Raw genomic sequence first — 22,716 nt, 5'->3', positions numbered from 1 at the left:
ATATATCGCAGGGGCGGGCTAGGGGCTACAGTAGCAGGCTGGCCGCTGGCTTCGGTAATGAGGCGGCGGTTAGGCGAGAGGACGCAAGCCATGGCGGAATTTGCCGGCATGGCTTGGTTCTTTTCCCTCTATGCGGATGTTATGAAATCTATAGCAAGCCTGTCTGATGCGGTGTTGGCCTATTGCCGTCCCGGTTTTGAAAATGAATGCGCCGAAGAATTGCTGGAGGCCGCCGGCGGCGGGCGCGTCGAGAAACACAGCGGCTGGGTGGTTTTGTCCGCGCTTTCGGCCAAGGCTTGGCGTTTGCTGCCGCAAAGCCGGTTGATCTTCTCCCGCCAGGCGCTGGCGGTGCTGGATCGCATCGATTTGAACGAGCGCGACCGCTTGAGCCCCATCCTCGCCAGCGTGTCCAGGCTGGACGCGCCGCGGTTTCAGGCGATTTGGCTGGAGCGCCCCGATACCAATGAGGGCAAAGCCTTGTCCGGCTTTTGCCGCCATTTCGGCGAGCATGTGACGGCGGCGGCAAGGACGAGAGGCTGGCTGGATGAAACCGCCAACAGGCGCTTGCATCTGTTTTTCCCTAGCCGCGGGGAGGTCTGGATTTGCAGCCGGCCGGTCCGAGCCGGCGACTGGCCAAACGGCATTCCGCGTTTGCGGATGCCGTCCGCCGCGCCGAGCCGCTCGACCATGAAGCTGTTGGAGGCCATCCATACGCTGGTGGATGAGCCGGAGCGTCGTTTCCGCGAAGGCATGCGAGCAGTGGATCTGGGCGCGGCGCCGGGCGGCTGGACGTATCAGTTGGTGCTGCGCGGACTCCATGTGTGGGCGGTGGACAATGGGCCGATGAAAGGCGCGCTGGATGGCCATCCCCAGGTCAGGCATTTGCGCGAGGACGGCTTCCGCTTCCAGCCCAGGCGGCCGGTGGACTGGCTGGTCTGCGACATGGTGGAGCAGCCCATCCGCATCGCCGAGCTGATCGCCCGCTGGTTTGTGTCCGGCCATTGCCGCCAAGCCATATTCAATTTGAAGCTGCCGATGAAGAAGCGCTATCTGGAAAGCGGCAAATGCTTCGCGCTGATCGATCAAAAGCTCAGGCGGGCAGGCATCGCTTATCAACTGAACGCCAGGCAGCTCTACCACGATAGGGAGGAGATCACCTGCTATTTGGCCATTGCGCCGCGCAAGCATTGATTTTCGCCTTCGGCCCGGTTGAAGGCGGGCGTGGTCGCACCCATTTGTTCAGTTAAGGGTTAGGCGCGCCGCCGCGCCATGCTTTCGGCGAAGCGCGTCGCTGCGGGGTGTAGAGGGCTGCAGCATGGAGGGGCTATCTGGTTCATTTCATGGCTGGCGGCGCTGACTGTCCGCGAATGCGCGAGATGGCTTTGAGATGGGCCGCCGCGTGCGGCCGATTCGCTTTTCAGCTTGGGGAAGGATATTCATGTTCGAACGTTTACGCCAACTGCTTGCCGATGGCCAAGCCCGCTTCCGGGTGATAGAACACCCGGCCGAGGGCAATTCGCACAAGGTGGCCGAGATTCGCGGCACCGAGGTGGGGCAGGGCGCCAAGGCCATGCTGTGCCGGGTGGCGGATGAGGCGGGCCAGTTCGTGCTGGCGGTGCTGCCCGGCGACGAGCGGGTGGATTTCGCCAAGGTGGCCGCCGCGGTCGGCGCCCGCAAGGTGAAGCTGGCGGATGCGGCCGACGCCGAGGCCGCCACCGGCTGCGTCATCGGTTCGATTCCGCCGTTCAGCTTCAGCGATTCCATCCGGCTGGTGGTGGATCCGCAGTTGCTCGCGCGTTATCGCGAAATCGCTTTCAACGCCGGGAGACTGGATGCCTCCATGGTGCTGGATAGCGACGATTACCGTCGACTGGCGCAGCCGCTGTTGGCCGACATCCGCAAGGAACCGGCATGAAGGAAAACGAGCTTGAAACGCTGGCCGCCTACGCCCGCGCCATCATGGGTGGGGCGGGGGCGGAACGCATCGTCGGGCGGGAAGAGCGGCGAGACAGCTGGCGCGAAGCCGATTGCGAGGTGACGCTGCAGGAGCGGGACTACCGCTTCGATAACGGCGTCGTGATCCGTCGAGGCATAGAGATGGATGATTTCCCCAGCGAACTGGCCTGCTCCGAGTGCTGGATCACTTACGAGGTGCTGGAGCTGGGGTGCTCGCCCGGCATCGAACCCGCGCGCAAGAGTTTCGACAACGCCTGCCGGGAGGCTTTTTGGCTGCGCTATCACGCAGAAGCATCAGTTTAAATTTCTGTCTGGTTTTCCTGACAGGCTTTTCACGGCCGCGGCAGCTCGACGAGGGGAGAGAACCAGAGCCGCGAAAAATCCATCCAGCCGCATTGGCTCAAACTCACGCCTTGCACCTCGGGCGCAGCGTCCCAGTTTTGTCTATGGTGGCGCAGCGGTATCAGCCAGGCTTGCTCCACCAATTGCCTGGCGCAGTTTTCGTAGCCCTGCCAGCGTTGTGCGCAGCTGGGTTCCGCCGCTAGCGCTTGGCCGCGCGCATCCAGCCAGCGCAGGGCAGTGTCATCCAGGCAATGGCGGTAGCCCGCTTGCTGGAATAGCCATTGATACAGACCGAAGTCGATATCGTCGCCCATCACTTCGCCGCTCAGCAGCAAGTCGGTCTGATCCAGCCAGTCCATCCGCGCGAAGTCGGGATAGCTTTTGACGTCGAGTTGAACGCGGCAACCCGCCTCTCGGAGCCGAACGGCGATGGCTTCGGCCAGCTCGATATGGCTGTCCAGTTGGTATGTCGTCAGCCGCAGGGCGGCGGGCAGCTCGGGGGGCGCGGCATGGCAGGGAGCGTGGCTGTGCCGCCATTGCGGCAGCATGCCGAAAGCCGGCTCGTCGTCGACGCGAGCCTGCCATGCGCCAGGATGCAGCCAGTCTGCTAATTGACGCCGCTGGCTATGGCTCAAGCTTGCCGGATGGGCCGCCAAGTAGCTGCAGCCGGGCTCCGCTTGCTGATATTGGGGCCTGTTCTGCGACGCTTCGCCAGGGAGGATGACGCGGGCGTCGAATTTGGCGCGGATGGCGGGGTCGTTCACCACCCAGATTTCCACTGCATCCAGCAGCGGCCGCTCTTTCCAGTATTGCTCGAATGCTTGCAAGACGGCGCGGCGCTCATTATTGACGGCTAGTCTGAAAGCGCCGGTGCCTATCGGCTGCTGTCCAAAATCCGGCAGTGTCCAGCCATCGCGCGGCAGGATGGAGGCGGCGGCATGGGCCAGCCGCTGCGGCAGCAGCGCGTCGGCGCGGTTGAGGAGCAAGTCTATCGTCAGCGGCGCCAGCAGCCGCGCCTCGGTCAGATGCGCTAGCAGCCCATGGTGAGGGCCTGGCTCATCCCGCAGCCGCAACAGCGTTTGCCTTACATCTTCGCCATCGAGCAGGCGGCCATGATGAAAACGCACGCCGGGCCGCAGATAAAAGCGCCAATGGCGCAGACCGGCATCCGCCTGCCAGTGGTGGGCCAGCGCCGGCACGATGCGGCCGAGGCTCAGGTCGTAGCGAGTGAGGCCGTCAAAGATCTGGCGTATCAGATGGTTCTCGGTGCGGCGATTGATTTGCGCCGGGTCCAGGCTGTGCAGCGGCCGATAGAAGGGCAGCCGCAGCGCACGGGTTTCGCCCTCGACCATGCCCAGATAGCCTGGCAGCAGGGCGGTCAGCCGCTTTTGTCCTTCGCGGGACAAGGTCTGCAGCGCTTTTTCAATGTCGCCGCGCGCGAGATGGGCGTGCAGGACGTCTCGCTCCAAGGCCATCGGGTCGGCCAGCAGGGCCAGGCGAGAGGGATGGCCGCGGCCGAGGCCGGCTCGCCAAGTCAGCCAGCCCTGGTCCGCCATCTGGCTCAGCAGCAGGCGGGCGTGGCGGAGGCTGCAGCACAAGGCATCGGCAATCTCGGCCAGACGTATTTCGCCATGATGGCGGGGGAAGGCTCGGCACAGCCGCGCGTAATGGTGGGGGAGGCGCATATGAAAAGGGGAGAAGGATTGGGTTGATTGTCCGTTTTTCTCTCCGCTTTTGTGCCGGATACTGGCGCCTCTGTCAAATGTCATGGAGCGCGCATGTCGGCTGTTTCTTCTTCCTTGTGGCGGCAGCCGGTGTTCGCCGGCTTGTTCGCCTCCACCGCCTTGCTGGCGCTGGGCGGCCAGATTTATCAATTGGCCTTGCCCTTGATCTTGTATGAGCTGACGCACTCCCTGGCGGCGATGAGCAATCTGCGGGCGGTGGAGTTTCTGCCCAACCTGGCTCTGGCGGCGGTCATCGGCGTATGGGTGGACAGAGTATGCCGCCGCAGCTGGGCGCAGCGGGCCTTGCTGGCGATGGCGGTTCTGTTGGGCGGATGCGCGTTGGCCCTGGCCGCGGGCGGCATGCGCGCCTGGCTGTTCTATCCGCTGACCTTCTGCGTGATGCTGTGCAACTACGTGACCGCCATCTGCCGGATGGCCTTGGTGAAGGAGAGCGTGCCGCAGGCGCAGTTGGTGCAGGCCAATGGCTATTTGGGCACGCTGTCCGATGTTTTCGCCGTCAGCGGGCCTTTGCTGTCCGGCTTGCTGATTGCCTGGGCCCGTCCGCATTGGAGCCTGGGCGTGCCGGCCGTGATGTTTTTGTGCTCAGCGCTGCTGATGGTCCGGGTACCCAAGTCCGCCGTTCGGCCAAGTCGCGAACGACGCTTCCTGACGGAGCTGGCCGATGGCTGGCGCGCTTTGCGCGGCAACGCTGCCTTGTGGCAGCTCAGCTGGATTGTGGTGTTGGCCAATGGCTCGGCTGGCGTGGCCGAGGTGCTGTTCCTGTTCCGGGCGCGCGACCAACTGGGTTTGTCGCCTGGCGAGCTCGGCGTGTTGTTCGGCTGCGCCGGCGCGGGCGGCATCGTCGCGGGCTTGCGTGTGGCGCAAGTGCGGCGCTGGCTGGGCCTGGGACGGATGATTTGTCTGGCGTTGCTATTGGAGGCGGCGGGGATGGCGGCGCAGGCGTGTTTGGATTCGCCGACCTGGCTGGCCGGCGCGATGGCGCTGCAAAGCTTTGCCGTGGTGTGCGGCAATGTCGGCATCTGGAGCTATCGGCAGGAAGCGACGCCGGCGGAGTTGATCGGCCGGGTGTCCGGCTTGACCGGCTCGCTGTTCAAATTGCTGATGCCGCTGGCGCTGTTGCTGGGCGGGATGTTGTCGGCCGACATGCCGTTGCGGACCTTGATGCTGGCGACGGCGGCCTGGCAACTGGCGGCGGGCGCGCTATGTTGTTTCAGCCGGGTGAGAACGGTGGTCTGATGACCTGTTCACTCAGCTAGTTGAAGCAAAACGGCCCGCATCGCGGGCCGTTTTCGTCGGGCATGGCCTGTCTCAGTGCTCCACCGGCTCCAGCTTGGGCTGGCCCAGCTGCGCCATCGGTCCTTGGGCGGTTTTCCATTCGCCGACGATGCGCCATTTCTTGTCGTGGTCTTCCACCTGCACATACCAGTGGTTGGCGGTGACCAGTTCCTTGCTCAGCACGCCTTGGTACAGATTGGGGCCGGTCAGCGTCATTTCCGCGCCCTGGTCGAAATCGTCCTGGGCCGGATGGATCATCTTCAGCGTCAGGGTGTCGGGCAGCTGCGCCTTGCTGGTGGTGATCAGCCTTAAGCTGCGGCCGTCGTTGCCGAACATCAGCTGGCCGGACAGGCCCATCTGCGCGGCGACTTTGTCGCGGCGCAGCTCCATATTGATGGCCTTGCCCTTCTTGTAGTAGTCGTCGGTCACCAGGCCGTCGTCGGAGCGGATGGCGGTGATCAGAAAGAACACGCCGACGATGATGGAAACCAGCGGGATGCCGAACAAAATCCACGGCCAAGGCTCGCGGTACCAGGGGCGGGGCGGGTGGTGGGCGGTGTGTTGCATCGTTTATTCTCCGATGAAGCTGGATTTTTCCTCCACCCTCAGGCCGGGGTGATTGAGGGACTGGATCTGGAAGTGGATCTCATGGCTGCCCTTGGTGGCGTATTGCGGGTCCGCCTGCACGTGCACGGTGATGGCCTCGGTTTGGGTCGCCGCCACGCGGATCTGCGGCTTTTCCGCCTTGGCCTTGATGTCCGGCAGGCCTGAGGCTGAGATGCTGAAAATCTGGTCTTGTTCCGTGGTGTTGATGATCTTGACGATATAGGTGTTCTCCAGCTGGCCGTCTTCGGTCTCGCGCACCAGCGAGGCGCGGTCGCGCAGGATGTCCACCTTGAACGGTTTGCGCATCGCCAGCGAGGTGACGGCGGCGGCGAACACGATCAGCAGCACCAGGCTGTACAGCACTACGCGCGGGCGCTTGAGTCGCGAGGCGATGGCTTTTTCCGGATATTTGCCTTCCAGCGCGTTTTCCGTGGTGTAGCGGATCAGGCCGCGCGGGTAGTTCATCTTGTCCATCACATCGTCGCAGGCGTCGATGCAGGCGGCGCAGCCTATGCACTCGTATTGCAGGCCGTTGCGGATGTCGATGCCCACCGGGCACACCTGCACGCAGATGCTGCAATTGATGCAGGAGCCGAGGTTTTGCTCTTTCGGGTCGCTGCCTTTCTTGCGCGCGCCGCGCGGTTCGCCGCGGGCTTCATCGTAAGAAATGATCAGGGTGTCGGCGTCGAACATCACGCTCTGAAAGCGGGCATAGGGGCACATGTACTTGCACACCTGCTCGCGCATGAAAGTGGCGAACAGATAGGTGAAGCCGCCGTAGAAGAACATCCAGAAGGTTTCCCACGGGCCGTAGTTGAAGCTGGGCATCGCCGCCACCAGGCTGCGGATGGGGGTGAAGTAGCCCACCAGCGTGAAGCCGGTCCACAGCGAGAAGACGATCATGATGAGATGCTTGGTGGACTTGAGCCGCAGTTTGTTGAAACTCATCGGCGCCGCGTCCAGCTTCATGCGCTTGTTGCGGTCGCCTTCCACCCATTGCTCAATCCACAGCATGATTTCGGTGTACACCGTCTGCGGACAGGAATAGCCGCACCATAGCCGGCCGGCGATGGTGGTCCAGGTGAACAGCGCGAAGGCGCAGCACATCAGCAAGGCTGCCAGGTAAACGAAGTCTTGCGGCCAGACGGTCAGGCCGAACAGATAGAACTTGCGGTCGACCAGATCGAAGAACACCGCTTGGCGGCCGTTCCATTGCAGCCAGGGCAGGCCGAGATACCACAGCTGGGTGAACAGCACGAACAGCACGCGGAAGTTGTTGAAGGTGCCCTTGACGGCGCGAGGGTAAATTTTCTTTTGGGATTCGTACAGCGAGACGGTTGCTTGATTGTTGCCGCCGTTCTCCACCTTGACGGCTATCTTTTTCAAGGAGTCTGACATGTCGGTTTCCTGGAGAGGATTTGGTAAAACTCACCGGGATGGGTTCTACGAAAGCCTCTGGGTGGGTGAAGTGCGAAAACGCCGCCCGCATGAACGGGCGGCGAGGGTGCGGCTGGCGCTTATTGCGGCGCCTTCGGATTGTTGGACAGGCTCCAGACGTAAGCCGCCAGCAGGTGAACCTTGCCTTCGCCCAGGAAGTCCTTCCAGGCCGGCATCTGGTTGTTGCGGCCGTTGGTGACGGTTTCGATGATGGTCTTTTCGGTGCCGCCGTACAGCCAGCTGCCGGACGGGTGCGTCAGGTTCGGCGCGCCCAGTTGCTGGTTGCCCTTGCCGTCGGCGCCGTGGCAGGCCGAGCACAGCGTGGCGAAGGTTTCCTTGCCGCGGCTGGCGCGCTCGGCGTCGAACTTCTTCTTGTTGACCGACAGCGACAGCACGTAGTTGGCGACGTCCTTGACCTTCTCCTCGCCCAGCACCGCGCCCCAGGCCGGCATCTGGCCGTGGCGGCCGCCCATGATGGTGGTCTTGATGGTGGCCGGATCGCCGCCATACAGCCAGTCATGGTTCACCAGGTTGGGGAAGCCCTTGGCGCCGCGCGCATCCGCGCCGTGGCATTGCACGCAATAGGTCTGGAACAGGCGCTTGCCCATTTCCTGGGCTTGCGGATCGGCGGCCACCGCCTTCAGATCCTGTTTCAGATACTTGTCGTACAGCGGCTGGTACTTGGCTTCGGCCTTTGCGCGCTCATCCTTGTACTGGCCGACCGAGGTCCAGCCGAAGGAGCCCTTGTAGTCGCCCAGGCCCGGATACAGCACCAGGTAGACCAAGCCGAACAGCAGCGTGATGTAGAACATCAGCATCCACCAGCGCGGCAGCGGATTGTTGTATTCGGCCAGGTCGCCGTCCCACATATGGCCGGTGATCTGGACTTCTTCGCCCTTTTTGACTGTGGTTTTGGATTGAGTGAACACCAGCAGGGTCAGGCCGATGATGCCGCCCAGCACGATCACGATAATCCAGATATTCCAGAAATCGCTTGTGAATTGACTCATTTTCTTGCTCCGTTGGAAGCCATGTCTTGTTGCGCTTCCTGCACCTTGTCGTCGTCCAGGAAGGGCAGGTTGGCCGCTTCCTCGTACCGGTTTTTGGAGCGCTTGCTATAGGCGATGATCAGCACCAGGATGAAAAACGCGAAGCAGACCACCGTGAACAGCGAGCGCCCGAATGTGACCCAGTCCATGGCTCAACGCACATTCTTTAGCGCAAGACCCAGGCCTTGCAGGTAGGCGACCAGCGCGTCCATCTCGGACTTGCCCTCGGCTTGCGACTTGGCTTCGGCGATGTCCTTGTCGGTGTACGGCACGCCGACATGGCGCAGCGCGGTCATCTTGGCCGGCAAGATGTCGGCGTCCACCAGGTTCTTGGACAGCCACGGGAAGGCCGGCATGTTCGATTCCGGCACCACGTCGCGCGGGTTGTTCAAGTGCACGCGGTGCCATTCATCGGAATAGCGGCCGCCCACGCGGGCCAGGTCCGGACCGGTGCGCTTGGAGCCCCATTGGAACGGGTGGTCGTACACCGATTCGCCGGCGACGGAGTAGTGGCCGTAGCGTTCGGTTTCGGCGCGGAACGGGCGGATCATCTGCGAGTGGCAGTTGTAGCAGCCTTCGCGGATGTAGATGTCGCGGCCCGCCAGCTGCAGCGCGGTGTAGGGCTTGACGCCGGCCACCGGCTCGGTCACCGATTTCTGGAAGGCCAGCGGCAGGATTTCCACCAGGCCGGCCACGCTGACCACCAGCAGGGTCAGCACGATCAGCCAACCCACATGTTCTTCGATCAGTTTCTGGATTTTGTCCATGATTTTTCCTTCGCCTCCTTAGTGAGCTTCAGCGGTGATGGCCGGGATCTTGGCATCCACGGCGCGGCCGGAGGAGACGGTGCGGAAGGTGTTGTAAGCCATCAGCAGCATGCCCAGCAGGTACAGGGAACCGCCCAGGAAGCGCACGAAATAGTACGGATAGCTGGCTTTGACGGCTTCAACGAAGGCATAGGTCAAAGTGCCGTCTGCGTTCAGCGCGCGCCACATCAGGCCCTGGGTCACGCCGGAAATCCACAGCGCGGCGATATACAGCACCACGCCGACGGTGGCGAGCCAGAAGTGCGCCTCGATCAGCTTGACGCTGTGCATGGATTCGCGGCCGAACAGGCGCGGGATCAGGTAGTACATCGAGCCGATGGTGATGAAGCCCACCCAGCCCAGCGCGCCGGAGTGCACGTGGCCGATGGTCCAGTCGGTGTAGTGGGACAGCGCGTTGACGGTCTTGATCGACATCATCGGGCCTTCAAAGGTGGACATGCCGTAGAACGACAGCGAAACCACCAGGAACTTCAGCACCGGGTCGGTGCGCAGCTTATGCCAGGCGCCGGACAGGGTCATGATGCCGTTGATCATGCCGCCCCAGCTAGGCGCCAGCAGGATCAGCGAAAACACCATGCCGATGGATTGGGTCCAGTCGGGCAGAGCGGTGTAGTGCAAGTGGTGAGGGCCGGCCCACATGTAAGTGAAGATCAGCGCCCAGAAGTGCACCACGGACAGACGATAGGAGTAAACCGGACGGCCCGCTTGCTTGGGAACGAAGTAGTACATCATGCCCAGGAAGGCTGCGGTCAGGAAGAAACCCACGGCGTTGTGGCCGTACCACCATTGCACCATCGCGTCGACCGCGCCGGCGTAAACCGAGTAGGACTTGGTCAGCGTCACCGGAATGAAGGCGGAGTTGACGATGTGCAGCAAGGCCACCGCCAGGATGAAGGCGCCGTAGAACCAGTTGGCCACGTAGATGTGCTTGACCTTTCGGATGGCGATGGTGCCGAAGAACACGATGGCGTACACCACCCAGGTGACGGCGATCATCAGCTTGATCGGCCATTCCAGTTCGGCGTATTCCTTGCCGAAGGTGATGCCCAGCGGCAGCGTGATGGCGGCCAGCACGATGATCAATTGCCACATCCAGAAGGTGAAGGCGGCCAGCTTGTCGGAGATCAGGCGCACGTTACAGGTGCGTTGCACCACGTAGTAGGAGGTGGCGAAGAGGCCGCAGCCGCCGAAGGCGAAGATGACGGCGTTGGTGTGCAGCGGGCGCAGGCGGCCAAAGTGGAACCAGGGCCCGAAATTGAGCTCCGGCCACACCAGCTGGGCCGCGATAATGACGCCCACCAACATGCCGACAATGCCCCAAACAACGGTCATGATGGCAAATTGGCGCACCACCTTATAGTTATAAGTGGGTTGCGTATCCATTAAGGTTTTCTCCAAGGTTGCTAACTCAGAACAGACAAACCATGGCGACTTGAACTTTGGCCCTGCATCCCAATCTCGACAGGGTGGCCCAGGTCGCGGGAACCGAACGTAAAAGGCAAGGAGTGCTTGACCTGTATCGATAAGCTTTGATGTCTGTATTAGCAGCTTCCAAGCCTTTTCGACAGCACCAAAAACCTTTTTTAGAATGCCGCAATTCTAGATCAATTGGCTTTTTCAAGCCAGTTGCATGGCGGCATGCCGCGGTCCTAGTATGTCCTTTCTTGCTTGACTTCACGGATGGCGATATGACAGTCCATATTGCCACTCGATGCAATTGTATTGGCATGCAGACAAGTCTTATTGATATGGATCAATACGCCATGAGTCGTGCCGCGAAACTCGCGGAAATGCTAAAATCATCAAGTTTTGCAACGCTTGCAGGCAGATCATGAACACAGTCCCCCCCGTTAGCTATTCTCTGCGCCCGGTTTCGCCGGAGGCGCACCTGTTCGAGGTTTCCGCCACTGTTTTGCATCCAGCCAAAAATGGCCAGGTGTTTTTCTTGCCGACGTGGATTCCCGGAAGTTATATGATCCGTGAATTTTCCAGGCACATCATCCAGTTGTCGGCTGAATCGGCAGGCAAGGCAGTCGCCGTGCGTCAGCTGGAAAAGAACCGTTGGCAGGCTGAGCCGGCCAAGGGCGCGCTGACGCTGCGCTATCAAGTGTATGCGTTCGACCTGTCGGTGCGCGGCGCCTATCTGGACGCCGAGCGCGGCTTCTTCAACGGCACCAGCGTGTTTCTGGCGGCGGAGGGCTATGAGAACGAGCCCTGCGCGGTGGAGATACACGCGCCGGAAGGCAAGGCCTATGCCGATTGGAAAGTCGCCACCAGCCTGCCGGCAGCGGACGTCAAGAAAAAGAGCGGCTTCGGCGCTTACCGCGCGGCCAACTATGACGAACTGATCGATCACCCGGTGGAGCTGGGCGATTTCCACAAGGTCAGCTTCAAGGCCTGCGGCGTGCCGCACGAATTCGTCGTCTCCGGCCGCTTCCAGGCCGATCTGAAGCGCCTGGCCGAAGACACCAAGAAGATCTGCGAATACCAGATCAAGCTGTTCGGCGAGCCGGCGCCGTTCGACCGTTACGTGTTCATGCTGTTTGTCGGCAAGGACATCTACGGCGGTCTGGAGCATCGCGCCTCCACCGCGCTGGTGGCCAATCGCGACGACCTGCCGGCGCCGGGCGCGGCCGAGATCAGCGACGGCTATCTGAAGCTGCTGGGCCTGATCAGCCACGAATACTTCCACAGCTGGAACGTCAAGCGGATGAAGCCGGCGGCGTTTGTGCCGTACGATCTGAACCGCGAGGGCATGACCCGGCTGCTGTGGGCCTTCGAAGGCATCACCTCCTATTACGACGATTTGGCGCTGGTGCGCAGCGGCCTGATCGACGAGAAGCGCTATCTGGGCCTGTTGGCCGAAACCATCACCGGCGTGCAACGCGGCGCGGGCAGAATGAAGCAGACGCTGGAGCAGTCGAGCTTCGAGGCCTGGACCAAGTACTACCGCCAGGACGAAAACAGCCCCAACAGCATCGTCAGCTATTACACCAAGGGCTCGCTGGCCGCGCTGGCGCTGGACCTGCTGATCCGCCGCGACAGCAAGGGCAAGCAGTCTCTGGATGACGTGATGCGCGCCTTGTGGGCCAAGTGGCTGGCCGACGGCAAGGGCCTGCAAGAAGACGAGTGGGAAAAGATCGCCATCGAAACCACCGGCCTCAAGCTCAAGCCTTTCTTCGATCTGGCCTTGCGCAGCACGCAGGACCTGCCGTTGGCGGAACTGCTGGCCAGCCAGGGCATCGAATTGAAGTTTGAAGCCGGCCAGGGCGCGTCTGATCGCGGCGGCGTGGTGGACGCCTTCGCCGGCAAGCCGGCGCCGCTGACCCTAGGCGCGCGCGGCGCGGCCGAGGCCGCCGGCGTCAAGCTGACCCATGTGCTGGATGGCGGCGCGGCCCAGGCTGCCGGCCTGTCTGGCGGCGACGTGGTGGTGGCGGTGGACAAGCTGAAGGCTGTCGATCTGGACAAGCAGATCGCCCGCCGCGCCGCCGGCGACAAGATCAAGCTGCACGCCTTCCGCCGCGACGAGCTGATGAGCTTCGAAGTGACGCTGCAGGCCGCGCCGGAAGATACCTGCCGCCTGAAGCTGCTGCCGGAAGGCGGCAAGTGGATCGCAAATCGCTGAGGCGAATCAGAACGATAAAGAAGGGCGCCGATCCGGCGCCGTTCTGTCTATGAATGAGACCGGCCACGAGCCGGACCGAAGGAGACACGCATGGCCCAACAGCCGGAAGTGAAGTACCGCAAGGATTACCAGGCCCCGGCCTTCCTGATCGACCGCGTCGATCTGGTGTTCGACATCGAAGACGAAGCCACCCGCGTGCAATCGCGGCTGGTGATCAACCGCAATGGCCAATCGACCGCCGCCGACCTGAAGCTGGACGGCAGCGCCAAGCTGGTGGCCGTGGCGCTGGACGGCGAAAAGCTGGACGGCAGCCGCTTCAGCCTGGCCGAGGATGTGCTGACCGTGTCCGGCGTGCCGGACAGCTTCATCCTGGAAGTGGAAACCGAACTGGACCCGGCCAGCAACAGCAGCCTGATGGGCTTCTACGCCTCCAACGGCAATCTGTTCACCCAGTGCGAGCCGGAAGGTTTCCGCAAGATCACTTATTACCTGGACCGTCCTGACGTGATGGCCAAGTTCACCACCACCATCAAGGCCGACAAGCAAAAGTACCCGGTGCTGTTGTCCAACGGCAACAAGGTGGGCGAAGGCATGGTGGACAAGAAGCGCCACTGGGTTAAGTGGGTGGATCCCTACCGCAAGCCTTCCTATCTGTTCGCGCTGGTGGCCGGCAAGCTGGTGGCGCTGAAAGACAAGTTCATCACCATGCGCGGCCGCGAAGTGGCGCTGGAAATCTGGACCGAGCCGGCCGATCAGGACAAGACCGCGCACGCGATGGAGTCGGTCAAGCACTCGATGAAGTGGGACGAGGAGCGTTTCGGCCTGGAATACGACCTGGACATCTATATGATCGTCGCGGTCGGCGACTTCAATATGGGCGCGATGGAAAACAAGGGCCTCAACATCTTCAACACCAAGTATGTGTTGGCCCGTCAGGACACCGCCACCGACACCGACTTCGAAGACATCGAAGCGGTGATCGGCCACGAATACTTCCACAACTGGACCGGCAACCGCGTCACCTGCCGCGACTGGTTCCAGCTGAGTTTGAAGGAAGGCCTGACCGTCTACCGCGATCAGGAATTCAGCGCCGACATTTACAGCCGCGCGGTGAAACGCATCGACGACGTCAAGGGCCTGCGCATGGCGCAGTTCCCGGAAGACGCCGGCCCGACCGCGCACCCGATCCGCCCGGACAGCTATATCGAGATGAACAACTTCTACACCATGACCGTGTACGAGAAGGGCGCGGAAGTGGTGCGGATGTACGAAACCTTGCTGGGCCGCGAGGGCTTCCGCAAGGGCATGGACCTGTACTTCAAGCGCCATGACGGCCAGGCGGTCACCTGCGACGATTTCCGCGCGGCGATGGCGGACGCCAATGATGTGGACCTGGCCCAGTTCGCGCTGTGGTATAGCCAGGCCGGCACGCCGCGCCTGTCCGTCTCCTCCAGCTACAACGCCGCCGAGCAAAGCTACACGCTGACGGTGAAGCAAAGCTGCCCGGCCACGCCGGGACAGGAGAGCAAGCAGCCCTTCCACATCCCGCTGACCCTGGGCCTGGTGGGCGCGGACGGCAAGGATCTGCCGCTGCGTCTGGCTGGCGAGGCTGAGGCCGCGGGCACTTCGCGCGTGCTGGACGTCAAGTCCGCCGAGCAAAGCTTCACCTTCATCGACATCCCGGCCGAGCCGGTGCCGTCGCTGCTGCGCGGCTTCTCCGCGCCGGTGAAGCTGGAGTACGACTGGCGCGACGACCAGCTGGTATTCCTGATGGCCAACGATAGCGACAGTTTCTGCCGCTGGGAGGCCGGCCAGACTTTCGCCGAGCGTCTGTTCAAGCAACTGATAGACGAGGCGGCGGCCGGCCGCGAGCTGAAGCTGTCGGAAGTGTTCATCGGCGCCTTCCGCTCGGTGCTGAAGAACCATAGCCTGGATCCGGCCTTCAAGGCCTTGATGCTGACTTTGCCGACCGAAAGCGAAATCCTGGAAATGGTCGATGTCGCCGATCCGGGCATCATCCATCTGGTGCGCGAGTTCGTGCTGGATCAGCTCTCGCAAGCGCTGCGCGGCGAATGGCGCGAAGCTTACGAGCTCAACCTCACCCGCGAATACAAGGCGCAGGATTCCGGCAAGCGCGCGCTGAAGAACCGCGCCCTGTGGATGTTGAACCGTCTGGACGACGCCTGGCCGGCGGAACTGGCCGCCAAGCAATGCCTGGAAGCGGACAATATGACCGACCAGATGGGCGCGCTGCTGGCGCTGCGCGACCGCGACGGCGAAGAGCGCGACGAGTGCTTCACCGCCTTCGCCTCGCGCTGGAACGACGAGGCGCTGGTGATGGACAAGTTCTTCATGCTGATCGGCAGCAGCCAGCTGGACGGCACGCTGCAGCATGTGGAAGCGGCCTTGCAGCACCCGGCTTTCAGCATCCGCAACCCGAACAAGGTGCGTTCGCTGCTGGGCGCTTTCGGCGCCAATGCCTTCCATTTCCACGCGGCGGACGGCAGCGGCTACCGTTTCCTGGCCGATCGCATCCTGGAACTGGACCCGATCAACTCGCAAGGCGCCAGCGGCCTGACCCGCGCTTTCCGCCGCCTGAAGAAACTGGAGCCGTCCCGCCAGGCGCTGATGCGCGCCGAACTGGAGCGCATGGCCAAGGCCGAGCTGTCCAAGGACGTGTACGAGATCGTGTCCAAGATCCTGGCTTGATCCGCGTGGCTCTCGTGGTTTGCGTGGCTCGCGGGTATGGCCTGGCGGCCAACCCGCGCTACGGGCTTTGGTAGGGCGGAAGCCTCGGCTTGCCGGGGCGTTCCGCCATCTAGCCAAGCGTAAGGCGGCACGCCTCTGGGGGCTTCCACCCTGCGCGAGCGGCCTCCCGCAGGGTTGACGACCGGCATGCAGGGTGTTTTGCAGACAGCCGCAATATTTGGGGGACAGCCCCTCTCCCCCGCGGGAGAGGGGTTGGGGAGAGGGGACGCTGTATCGCCCGCCTCTTTCCGGAATGAAAAACGCACCGGTGCCCCGGTGCGTTTTTTATGGCCGATAGAGGCGCTTATTCGATCCGCAGCCTTTGCCCCGCGCCGCCGCCGCGACGTTTCGGTAGCGTCAGGCTCAGCACGCCGTTTTCATACTTGGCGGAAGAGGTTTCGCGGTCGATGTCTTGCGGCAGCTGGAAGCTGCGCGATACCAGGCCGTAGTAACGCTCGCTGCGCAGCTTCTGCTCATCCTTGTTCGATTCGTCGACCTGCTTGACCTCGGCCTTGATCGTCACCAGCGGACCGTCGATCTCGACATGGATGTTTTCTTTGCCTACGCCGGGCAGTTCGGCCTCCACCAGATAAGCCTCGCCGGTTTCCTTAACATCCATCTTGATCTGCGAAGGCAGCGCGTCGCCATGCAGCGGTTTGATAAAGAAACCCGGGGTGAAATCGCGGAAAAATTCGTCAAACAGGCTATGGCGGGCAGGCAATATGCTCATTTGCTTCTCCTTTCGTTTCAGTGGCTTACGGCGGTTGCCGTCTTATGGTCGGAGATAAGGGCGCTCCGCGCGGATTCAAGTGTCAATCGAGTGCCTGCTTGATCGCCGTCAAGCGCGCAGCCACAGGCCGGAGAAATCGGTCCAGCCGTTGCCGCCCAGCTGCAGGCCGGCCAGTTGCGGGCTGGCGCTATGTCCCACCTGTTCGTGCGACAACGGCAGCAGCCAGCCCTCGGCTACCAGCCAGTCGCCGGCGCGGCGGTAGCCATCCTCGCGGGCGGCGAACGCCGCTTCGCCTTGCAGCCGGCGCATGTCCTTGGCCAGCCGCCCGGCCGCGGCGTCATCCAGGCCCAGCCGTAAGGTGCCGCAGCCGCTCAGCCACTCGAACATGCCGTAGTCGCGGTCGTCGTGCAGGATTTCGCTGCACAGGATCAAGTCCGCCTGGTTGCGCCAAGCGCTGGAGTCGAAGAACTCGCGCCGCGATAGACAACGGATCTCCAGCGCGATGCCGAGCCCAGACAAACGCTCGGCCAGCGCGGCCGCCAGCGAGGGGAAGCAGGGCAGGTCATAATGGAACAGCGTCAGCCCACGGACATTCAGCCGCGGCGTTTTGTCCGACTCTGGGCGCGGATGGCGCCAGCCTGGCTGCAAGCCCCAGGCCGGCGCGCGGTCGTCGCTGGCCGCTACCGGGTGCGGCTCGGCGAGGAAGCTCATTAGCGGCAAACGCTGGTCCTCGGCGATGCGCGAGCCGGGACGCAGCAGCAGATAGGTGCAGGCCGATTGCAGCATGGTGGCGCCGCGATGGCTGCCGTACTCCAGCCGCAGGTGAAAATCCTGCTCGTCCGGCGATGGAATGATCCATAGTTCGATCGCGTCCAGCAGGGCGCGCTCGCGGTAGTGCTGTTCGAAGGCGGCCAGCTTCAGCCGTTGCGGGCTGTGCAGCTCGACGCGGAATGGGCCGCTGCCCACCGGCAGGCGCGCGAAGTCGGCGCCGCGCCGCCGCGGCACGATGGACGCGTTGGCGGCGGCCAGCCGCTGCGGCCATAGCTGGTCGGGCTCCGCCAGCTGGCAGCTGAACGACAACGCATCGTGGACATCTACTGTTTGCAGATGGGCGTATAGCGCCTGGCAGGGGTTGTCCGGCCGCTTGAGCCTGAGCAGGCTGGCGGCGGCGGTCTCCGCGTCCAGCGCGGAGCCATCGTGAAAGCGCAGGCCGGGCCGCAGCCAGAAGCGCCAGTGCCGGCCTTCCGCGTCGCTCTCCCAGCTGTGGGCCAGCGCCGGCCGCAATTCCCGGCCCTGCTTGTCGTGCCGGCACAGCCGGTCGAAGATCTGCCGCACCAGGTGGGCCTCCAGCCGGGAGTTGACCTGCTGCGGGTCCAGCGTCATCGGCGCGTGCGGAATGGGAATGCGCAGGCTGCGGCCGCTGTCGCCGGCCCCCAGGTGCAGGGACAGGCTGGCCAGCAGCCGCTGCTGCCGGGCCGGCTCCAGCCGGGAGAAAGCTTGCTCCAACTGGCCGCGCGCCAGCATGTTTTGCAATTTTTGCCACTCCAGCTCATCCGGCCGCTGCAGCAGCCGCAGCGTGGAGCGCTTGCCGCGCCCTCGGCCGGCCAGCCACTCCAGCCAGCCCAGTTCGCGCATCCGGGCCAGCTGCAAGCGCGCGTTGCGCTCGCTGCAGCGCCATAACTCGGCCAGTTGCGGCAGGCCGGGTTGGGCCGGCGCGTCGCCATAGGCCTGATAGAGGCGTTGATATTGTTCTTGCAGTCGCATCGCGGCTTCCGGTGAGATGGCTTAAAAGAGGAAGTATTTATTGTGGATCGCATCCATTTTTATATTCCTCTTTATCGGCAATACTGCAATAGTTTCCTTTGTTTTACAAGGTGTTGTCGTGGATATGCGTTCTCCGACGGTGCGGCGCGTGCTGCTGTCTTCTTTTCTTTTGTCCCTGTCGCGGGCGGTGATCTCGCCGCTATTGGTGCTGGCGCTGGGCAAGCAATTGCAGCTGTCGGTGCAGGCCACCGGCACGCTGCTGGCCGCCGTGCTGCTGGTCTCGGCTTTGTTCGGCCTCTACGGCGGCTATTGGCTGGACCGGCTGCCGCGCGGTCCGGCCTTGCGCGGCGCGGCGGTATTGATGGCGGCGGGGAGCGCGCTGCTGCCCTATGGCCACAGCTATGTGACGGTGGTGACGGCGCTGGCAGCGGGCGAGCTGGCAATGGTGGTGTACGGCATCGCGGTGAAGGCGATACTCAGCGACGTGGTGGCGGAGCAGTGGCGCAGCAAGGCATTCTCGATGCGCTACACGCTGGCCAATGTGGCCTGGGCGCTGGGGCCGATGCTGTGCAGCCTGATGCTGTTCTGGAGCGAATTGGCGCCTTATTGGCTGGGCGGGGCCATCGCGCTGGCCGGTCTGGCCGTGCAGCCCAGGCTGCCGCAGCGGCGCCATGATCCGGCGGCGCTGCCAGACGGCTTCGCCGCCACGCTGCGCACGCTGGCCGGCGACCGGGTGCTGGTGTGGTTCACCATCAGCAGCCTGTTCGCCTACGTAGTGTATGGGCGTTTTTCCGGCTATCTGCCGCTGTTCTTGCTGACGCGGATGGACGAGGCCGAGGCGATGCGCTGGATGTCGGCGCTGATCAGCTGCAATGCTGTCACCGTGGTGCTGTTCCAATATCCGTTGGGACGGCTGCTGAAGCCGCAGCGGCTGATGCGCGCCATCGTCGGGGGTTTTTTGCTGATCGGCGCGGGCATGCTGTGGGTGGGCTGGGCGGAGAGCCTGGCGGCGATGTGCGCGGCCATCGTCTTGTTCACGCTGGGCGAGATCGTGCTGGTGCCGGCCGAATACCTGTATATCGACGCCATCGCGCCGGACGCGCTGAAGGGCAGCTATTACGGCGCGCAGAACCTGGCCTCGCTGGGCGGCGCGCTGGGGCCGGCGATGGCGGGCGTGCTGCTGTCGCGCGGACCGTCGTGGGTGATGTTCGCCATGCTGGCGCTGCTGTGCGCGGCCGGCGCGGCGCTGGCGCTCTACTGCGAGCGGCTGCGTTTGCAACAGCGGCAGGCGGGTTCGGCTTTTCCTTTGCCGGGTTCTTTGTCATGATCAAGCGTTTGCTTGAATTGCCGCGCAGACGGCGATGGCATCATCCAGCGAGGAGAACATGGAGAAACTGCAGCAGGATCTGTATGTGCCGGTGGGCGGCGGCGAGCGGCTGTATCTGAAGCGCATCGGCCGCGAAGGCGGCGAGCCGGTGCTGATGGTGCATGGGGTGATGGCGAATGGCCGGATTTTCTACACCGATTCCGGCAAGGGGCTGGCGCATTTTCTGGCCGACGTCGGCTACGACGTCTATGTGGCGGATCTGCGCGGCCGCGGCAAGAGCACGCCCAAGATCAGCCGCGCTTCGCGCCATGGCCAGACCGAAACCATCTGCGAGGACCTGCCGGCGCTGCATGCCTTCATCCGCCGCAAAAGCGAAGGCCGCAAGTTGCACTGGATCGCCCATTCCTGGGGCGGCGTGCATATGTCGAGTTGCCTGGCGCGCTTTCCCGGCATCGCCGCGGAGGTGGCCAGCGTGGTCTATTTCGGCGCCAAGCGCAGCGTGCGGGTCAAGAATCTGAACAAGCTGATCGAAGTGGACTTCATGTGGAACACCGCCTCGCGCTGGTTGATCAAGGCGTTCGGCTATCTGCCGGCGCGGCGCATCCGGCTGGGAGCGGACGACGAAAGCGACAAGAGCCACCTGCAAAGCAAGCTGTGGGCGCAGCCCAAGCCCTGGGTGGACAGCGATGACGGCTTCGATTACGCCGCCGCGGCGCGGGCCAGCCGTCTGCCGCCGGTATTGTACTTCGCCGCCGCCAATGATCCCTGCCGCGGCCATCCGGAAGACGTGCGCCGCTTCCGCGACGAATCCGGTCCGCATGTATCCTGCCTGCACTTGCTGGCGCGCCGCACCGGCCACCAGCATGACTACAACCACGTTTCGCTGCTGACCCACAAGGACGCGCCGCAAGACCATTTCCCCATGGTATTGGACTGGTTGGCCGAGCGGCGGGACAAGGTCTTGGAAAATTACTGAGCCGGACTTGGCTTCATGGTTTGACTGGCTGCATGCCGCGGACGGGTCATGACCTTCTTGCCCCATCTGATATGCCGCGCTGCGCGACTCCCGCTAGCGTGTTGTTATCCGCGCCAGCATGGCGCGGCATTTCCTTCAAAAATATTTTGATTTTCTTTGGTGTTGGGTGCAAGGGAAATGGAAGATCAGTTCATCCATTAGTTTGCCATTTTTGATTGTCGTCAAATCCAGTTTGTTTGAAATGTGTTTGGTTTTCAGATTTTTAAAAGATGTGTAGGGAAGGTGTGTCAATATTGCTAGAGGTTGAATGTTTTCTTGAAAGAGCATTTTCATTCAGATATGAGACATGATGAATGGCTACATCCTGAAATGGTGGTCTTTTAATCCATTTAGATGGTTGCATGGTCTGTTATTTTGTTGGCTAGTCATGTTGACAGTCTTGGTCAGCTTGTCGATAAAATCCGGAATCTTGATTGCATTGCTTCCGCTTCTCGCTTGATCGGTTTTGCCGAATCCTTATCTGGCGATTGAGTGGTTTGAAAACTGGTAATGCCAATGGAGTATGGCGATCATGGCGGAGTGAGACGCATGCGGCCATGTCGCGGATTAATTCAAGCTGAACAGGTAATTACCATCATGAGTAACTTCAACGCGGTACTGGCAAGAAATTCGGAAAATGCGCCTTCTGGAATGGGAAAGCACTCCCAAACCGTAGCCTTCTCGCATTACAATAATTTGTCTGCTCAACTGCCAGTAAACCCTGAGACTGGGCGGATAGTCGAGGGCGGAGTAAAAGAGCAAGCCGAGCAATGCTTCAAGAATATCCAGGAGGTGTTGAAAAGCATCGGGCATGATATGAACGATGTGGTGAGGATCACCATCTTCTTGAAGAATATCTCGGATCTGAATGTGGTGGGCGAGGTTTACTCCATCCACTTCTCAGATTATCAGCCCACGCTGACGACTGCCGCCGTGGCGGCTTTGCCGCTGGGGGCCTTAGTGCAAGTCGAGGCGCTGATTTCCAATGGCGAGGGCACGATACCGAATGCGCCGCAAGCTGGCGATCTCGTTAAAATCGCCAGCAATACCAATAATGCGCCGACCAGCCCGCTGTCCACTCAATCGGTCGCTTTTTCCCACTACAATAATCTCTCCGCTCAATTGCCGATTGATCCGCAATCGGGGAAGCTGGTTGCTGGCGGCGCGAAAGAGCAAACGAGCCAATGTCTAAGAAATATAAAAGCCATTCTGGAAAATATGGATGTGCCGTTTGACGATATCGTCAAAATCAATATTTTCCTAAAAAACCTGTCGGATATCGATTCCGTCAACGAAGCTTACCGCGCCTTCTTTCCCGATTCCGCCATCGCCCGCGCGGTAGCCTATGTTCCGGCTCGGACGGTGGTGGCGGTATCCGGCCTGCCTATGGATGCCTTGGTCCAGATCGAAGCCGTGGTGTCGCATGGCGACGGCACGCCGCCGCAAGCGGTGGAAGACAGGCATGGCATTGTGATTTGGGCGAATAACACCGATTGCGCGCCGCGTTGCGCCTTATCTACGCAAACAGTGGCTTTCTCCCATTACAACCATCTCTCCGCGCAATTGCCTTTGCATCCTGAAACCAGGGCGCTGGTGTCCGGCGGCATCAAGCCGCAGGCCGAACAGTGTTTGAAGAATATTCAGGCTATTGTGGAAAGCATTGGCCACTCGATGAATGATGTGGTCAAGGTCAATATTTTCCTTAAAAATATGGAGGATATGGGCGCGATGGAAGAGGCGTACTCGGCCTTCTTCCCAGGCGGCATCCCGGCGCGCCGGACGGTTGGCGTTACCTCTTTGCCGCATGATGCCTTGATTCAGATCGATGCCGTGGTGGCGAACGCCGAAGGCACGCCGCCAAAAGCCTAAATCGGTTGGCGCTGCGAAAAGAGCTGAATAGGATTCAGCTCTTTTTTCATGCTGAGCTTGCCGGCTCAATATTTGTTGCCATTGCATGCGGAATATGGCTTGAAGGCGCTTGCGCGTGCGCATGAATCCATGGATTGCCATTTAATTCATTCGTCATTAATATTGGTTATCCATTGGTAAGTCAAGGCAGTCGCAATGAAGATGAAACTCGCATGGTTGGCGCTGTCTGGCGTTTTGTTGAGCGTGTCGGCGTGCAAGAACGTCAGCTATACGCTGGGCGGATATAATTTTCCGCAGCAGACGGAAAGCAAACCGCCGCGTTGAGGCTTGACCTGGCGCATCCGCGCTTGCGGCTCGATGGAGATGGCAGGCGTGTCTATGCGAAACCGAGGGCGCAAAGC

At 61.9% G+C, this 22,716-nt stretch carries 19 protein-coding genes; 10 read left to right on the top strand and 9 right to left on the bottom strand.

Translation table 11 applies throughout. The features are described 5' to 3' along the window. Positions 1–141 precede the first annotated feature (141 nt). The 3 genes from rlmM (at position 142) to NKT35_RS01915 (ending at position 2,259) form a co-directional block, all read left to right on the top strand. Positions 142–1,191, top strand: coding sequence for a 23S rRNA (cytidine(2498)-2'-O)-methyltransferase RlmM (rlmM, locus tag NKT35_RS01925; RefSeq protein WP_254298252.1), 1,050 nt, complete (start codon positions 142–144; stop codon positions 1,189–1,191). A 247-nt stretch (positions 1,192–1,438) separates the two neighbouring features. After that, complete coding sequence (locus NKT35_RS01920; protein ID WP_254298250.1) at positions 1,439–1,915, top strand: YbaK/prolyl-tRNA synthetase associated domain-containing protein; 477 nt, start codon at positions 1,439–1,441, stop codon at positions 1,913–1,915. Further along, entirely contained in the window at positions 1,912–2,259 is a 348-nt protein-coding gene (locus NKT35_RS01915; RefSeq protein WP_254298247.1) for a hypothetical protein, read from the top strand. The genes NKT35_RS01920 and NKT35_RS01915 overlap by 4 nt, the downstream gene beginning before the upstream one ends. Positions 2,260–2,288: 29 nt before the next feature. On the opposite strand, the gene NKT35_RS01910 is transcribed toward NKT35_RS01915, so the two are convergent. Continuing rightward, complete coding sequence (locus tag NKT35_RS01910) at positions 2,289–3,983, bottom strand: ABC transporter substrate-binding protein (protein WP_254298245.1); 1,695 nt, start codon at positions 3,981–3,983, stop codon at positions 2,289–2,291. Between the two features lie 93 nt (positions 3,984–4,076). On the opposite strand from NKT35_RS01910, the gene NKT35_RS01905 reads away from it, so the two are divergent. Continuing rightward, positions 4,077–5,279: an MFS transporter gene (locus tag NKT35_RS01905; protein ID WP_254298243.1), complete on the top strand. Its 1,203-nt coding sequence runs from the start codon at positions 4,077–4,079 to the stop codon at positions 5,277–5,279. Between the two features lie 72 nt (positions 5,280–5,351). Here NKT35_RS01905 and NKT35_RS01900 read toward each other — a convergent pair whose 3' ends face one another. The 6 genes from NKT35_RS01900 to ccoN all read right to left on the bottom strand — a co-directional run bounded on the left by NKT35_RS01900 (position 5,352) and on the right by ccoN (position 10,620). Continuing rightward, on the bottom strand, positions 5,352–5,885 hold the full coding sequence (locus NKT35_RS01900; RefSeq protein ID WP_254298241.1) for a FixH family protein: 534 nt from the start codon (positions 5,883–5,885) through the stop codon (positions 5,352–5,354). Positions 5,886–5,888: 3 nt separating this feature from the next. Further along, entirely contained in the window at positions 5,889–7,322 is a 1,434-nt protein-coding gene (gene ccoG / locus NKT35_RS01895; protein WP_254298239.1) for a cytochrome c oxidase accessory protein CcoG, read from the bottom strand. Positions 7,323–7,441: 119 nt separating this feature from the next. Beyond that, positions 7,442–8,371, bottom strand: a complete 930-nt coding sequence (gene ccoP, locus NKT35_RS01890) for a cytochrome-c oxidase, cbb3-type subunit III (protein ID WP_254298237.1) — start codon at positions 8,369–8,371, stop codon at positions 7,442–7,444. Beyond that, positions 8,368–8,559 (bottom strand): cbb3-type cytochrome oxidase subunit 3, encoded by a 192-nt coding sequence (locus NKT35_RS01885; protein WP_254298235.1) that lies wholly within the window; start codon positions 8,557–8,559, stop codon positions 8,368–8,370. Before NKT35_RS01885 ends, ccoP begins: the two co-directional genes overlap by 4 nt. A gap of 3 nt (positions 8,560–8,562) precedes the next feature. Further along, positions 8,563–9,177 (bottom strand): cytochrome-c oxidase, cbb3-type subunit II, encoded by a 615-nt coding sequence (gene ccoO, locus NKT35_RS01880; protein WP_254298233.1) that lies wholly within the window; start codon positions 9,175–9,177, stop codon positions 8,563–8,565. A gap of 18 nt (positions 9,178–9,195) precedes the next feature. Further along, positions 9,196–10,620, bottom strand: coding sequence for a cytochrome-c oxidase, cbb3-type subunit I (gene ccoN, locus NKT35_RS01875; protein WP_254298231.1), 1,425 nt, complete (start codon positions 10,618–10,620; stop codon positions 9,196–9,198). A gap of 448 nt (positions 10,621–11,068) precedes the next feature. On the opposite strand from ccoN, the gene NKT35_RS01870 reads away from it, so the two are divergent. Both NKT35_RS01870 and pepN read left to right on the top strand, forming a co-directional pair. Then, entirely contained in the window at positions 11,069–12,862 is a 1,794-nt protein-coding gene (locus NKT35_RS01870) for a M61 family metallopeptidase (protein ID WP_254298229.1), read from the top strand. A 90-nt stretch (positions 12,863–12,952) separates the two neighbouring features. Next, positions 12,953–15,571: an aminopeptidase N gene (gene pepN / locus NKT35_RS01865; RefSeq protein WP_254298227.1), complete on the top strand. Its 2,619-nt coding sequence runs from the start codon at positions 12,953–12,955 to the stop codon at positions 15,569–15,571. Between the two features lie 343 nt (positions 15,572–15,914). Here pepN and NKT35_RS01860 read toward each other — a convergent pair whose 3' ends face one another. Continuing rightward, entirely contained in the window at positions 15,915–16,340 is a 426-nt protein-coding gene (locus tag NKT35_RS01860) for an Hsp20/alpha crystallin family protein (protein ID WP_254298225.1), read from the bottom strand. A 108-nt stretch (positions 16,341–16,448) separates the two neighbouring features. Then, positions 16,449–18,104 (bottom strand): ABC transporter substrate-binding protein, encoded by a 1,656-nt coding sequence (locus NKT35_RS01855; RefSeq protein WP_254298223.1) that lies wholly within the window; start codon positions 18,102–18,104, stop codon positions 16,449–16,451. A gap of 124 nt (positions 18,105–18,228) precedes the next feature. On the opposite strand from NKT35_RS01855, the gene NKT35_RS01850 reads away from it, so the two are divergent. The 4 genes from NKT35_RS01850 to NKT35_RS24010 all read left to right on the top strand — a co-directional run bounded on the left by NKT35_RS01850 (position 18,229) and on the right by NKT35_RS24010 (position 22,639). Next, positions 18,229–19,431 (top strand): MFS transporter, encoded by a 1,203-nt coding sequence (locus tag NKT35_RS01850; RefSeq protein ID WP_254301332.1) that lies wholly within the window; start codon positions 18,229–18,231, stop codon positions 19,429–19,431. 58 nt (positions 19,432–19,489) lie between these two features. Further along, entirely contained in the window at positions 19,490–20,407 is a 918-nt protein-coding gene (locus NKT35_RS01845; protein WP_254298222.1) for an alpha/beta fold hydrolase, read from the top strand. A 636-nt stretch (positions 20,408–21,043) separates the two neighbouring features. Beyond that, positions 21,044–22,315, top strand: a complete 1,272-nt coding sequence (locus NKT35_RS01840) for a RidA family protein (protein WP_254298220.1) — start codon at positions 21,044–21,046, stop codon at positions 22,313–22,315. Positions 22,316–22,510: 195 nt separating this feature from the next. Continuing rightward, complete coding sequence (locus NKT35_RS24010; RefSeq protein WP_256493431.1) at positions 22,511–22,639, top strand: hypothetical protein; 129 nt, start codon at positions 22,511–22,513, stop codon at positions 22,637–22,639. Positions 22,640–22,716: the final 77 nt, after the last annotated feature.

This window comes from Chromobacterium sp. IIBBL 290-4 (assembly GCF_024207115.1).
GTDB lineage: Bacteria > Pseudomonadota > Gammaproteobacteria > Burkholderiales > Chromobacteriaceae > Chromobacterium.
This window is presented reverse-complemented; position numbering and strand designations above follow the sequence as displayed.

Bases quoted from the DNA above. Each gene is read 5' to 3' on its own strand.
- NKT35_RS01845 (WP_254298222.1), top strand. From the start codon at position 19,490: ATGGAGAAACTGCAGCAGGATCTGTATGTGCCGGTGGGCGGCGGCGAG.
- NKT35_RS01920 (WP_254298250.1), top strand. From the start codon at position 1,439: ATGTTCGAACGTTTACGCCAACTGCTTGCCGATGGCCAAGCCCGCTTC.
- ccoG (WP_254298239.1), bottom strand. From the start codon at position 7,322: ATGTCAGACTCCTTGAAAAAGATAGCCGTCAAGGTGGAGAACGGCGGC.
- NKT35_RS01860 (WP_254298225.1), bottom strand. From the start codon at position 16,340: ATGAGCATATTGCCTGCCCGCCATAGCCTGTTTGACGAATTTTTCCGC.
- NKT35_RS01840 (WP_254298220.1), top strand. From the start codon at position 21,044: ATGAGTAACTTCAACGCGGTACTGGCAAGAAATTCGGAAAATGCGCCT.
- ccoO (WP_254298233.1), bottom strand. From the start codon at position 9,177: ATGGACAAAATCCAGAAACTGATCGAAGAACATGTGGGTTGGCTGATC.
- NKT35_RS01855 (WP_254298223.1), bottom strand. From the start codon at position 18,104: ATGCGACTGCAAGAACAATATCAACGCCTCTATCAGGCCTATGGCGAC.
- pepN (WP_254298227.1), top strand. From the start codon at position 12,953: ATGGCCCAACAGCCGGAAGTGAAGTACCGCAAGGATTACCAGGCCCCG.
- NKT35_RS01915 (WP_254298247.1), top strand. From the start codon at position 1,912: ATGAAGGAAAACGAGCTTGAAACGCTGGCCGCCTACGCCCGCGCCATC.
- rlmM (WP_254298252.1), top strand. From the start codon at position 142: ATGAAATCTATAGCAAGCCTGTCTGATGCGGTGTTGGCCTATTGCCGT.
- ccoP (WP_254298237.1), bottom strand. From the start codon at position 8,371: ATGAGTCAATTCACAAGCGATTTCTGGAATATCTGGATTATCGTGATC.
- NKT35_RS01850 (WP_254301332.1), top strand. From the start codon at position 18,229: ATGCGTTCTCCGACGGTGCGGCGCGTGCTGCTGTCTTCTTTTCTTTTG.
- NKT35_RS01885 (WP_254298235.1), bottom strand. From the start codon at position 8,559: ATGGACTGGGTCACATTCGGGCGCTCGCTGTTCACGGTGGTCTGCTTC.
- ccoN (WP_254298231.1), bottom strand. From the start codon at position 10,620: ATGGATACGCAACCCACTTATAACTATAAGGTGGTGCGCCAATTTGCC.
- NKT35_RS01870 (WP_254298229.1), top strand. From the start codon at position 11,069: ATGAACACAGTCCCCCCCGTTAGCTATTCTCTGCGCCCGGTTTCGCCG.
- NKT35_RS01910 (WP_254298245.1), bottom strand. From the start codon at position 3,983: ATGCGCCTCCCCCACCATTACGCGCGGCTGTGCCGAGCCTTCCCCCGC.
- NKT35_RS01900 (WP_254298241.1), bottom strand. From the start codon at position 5,885: ATGCAACACACCGCCCACCACCCGCCCCGCCCCTGGTACCGCGAGCCT.
- NKT35_RS01905 (WP_254298243.1), top strand. From the start codon at position 4,077: ATGTCGGCTGTTTCTTCTTCCTTGTGGCGGCAGCCGGTGTTCGCCGGC.
- NKT35_RS24010 (WP_256493431.1), top strand. From the start codon at position 22,511: ATGAAGATGAAACTCGCATGGTTGGCGCTGTCTGGCGTTTTGTTGAGC.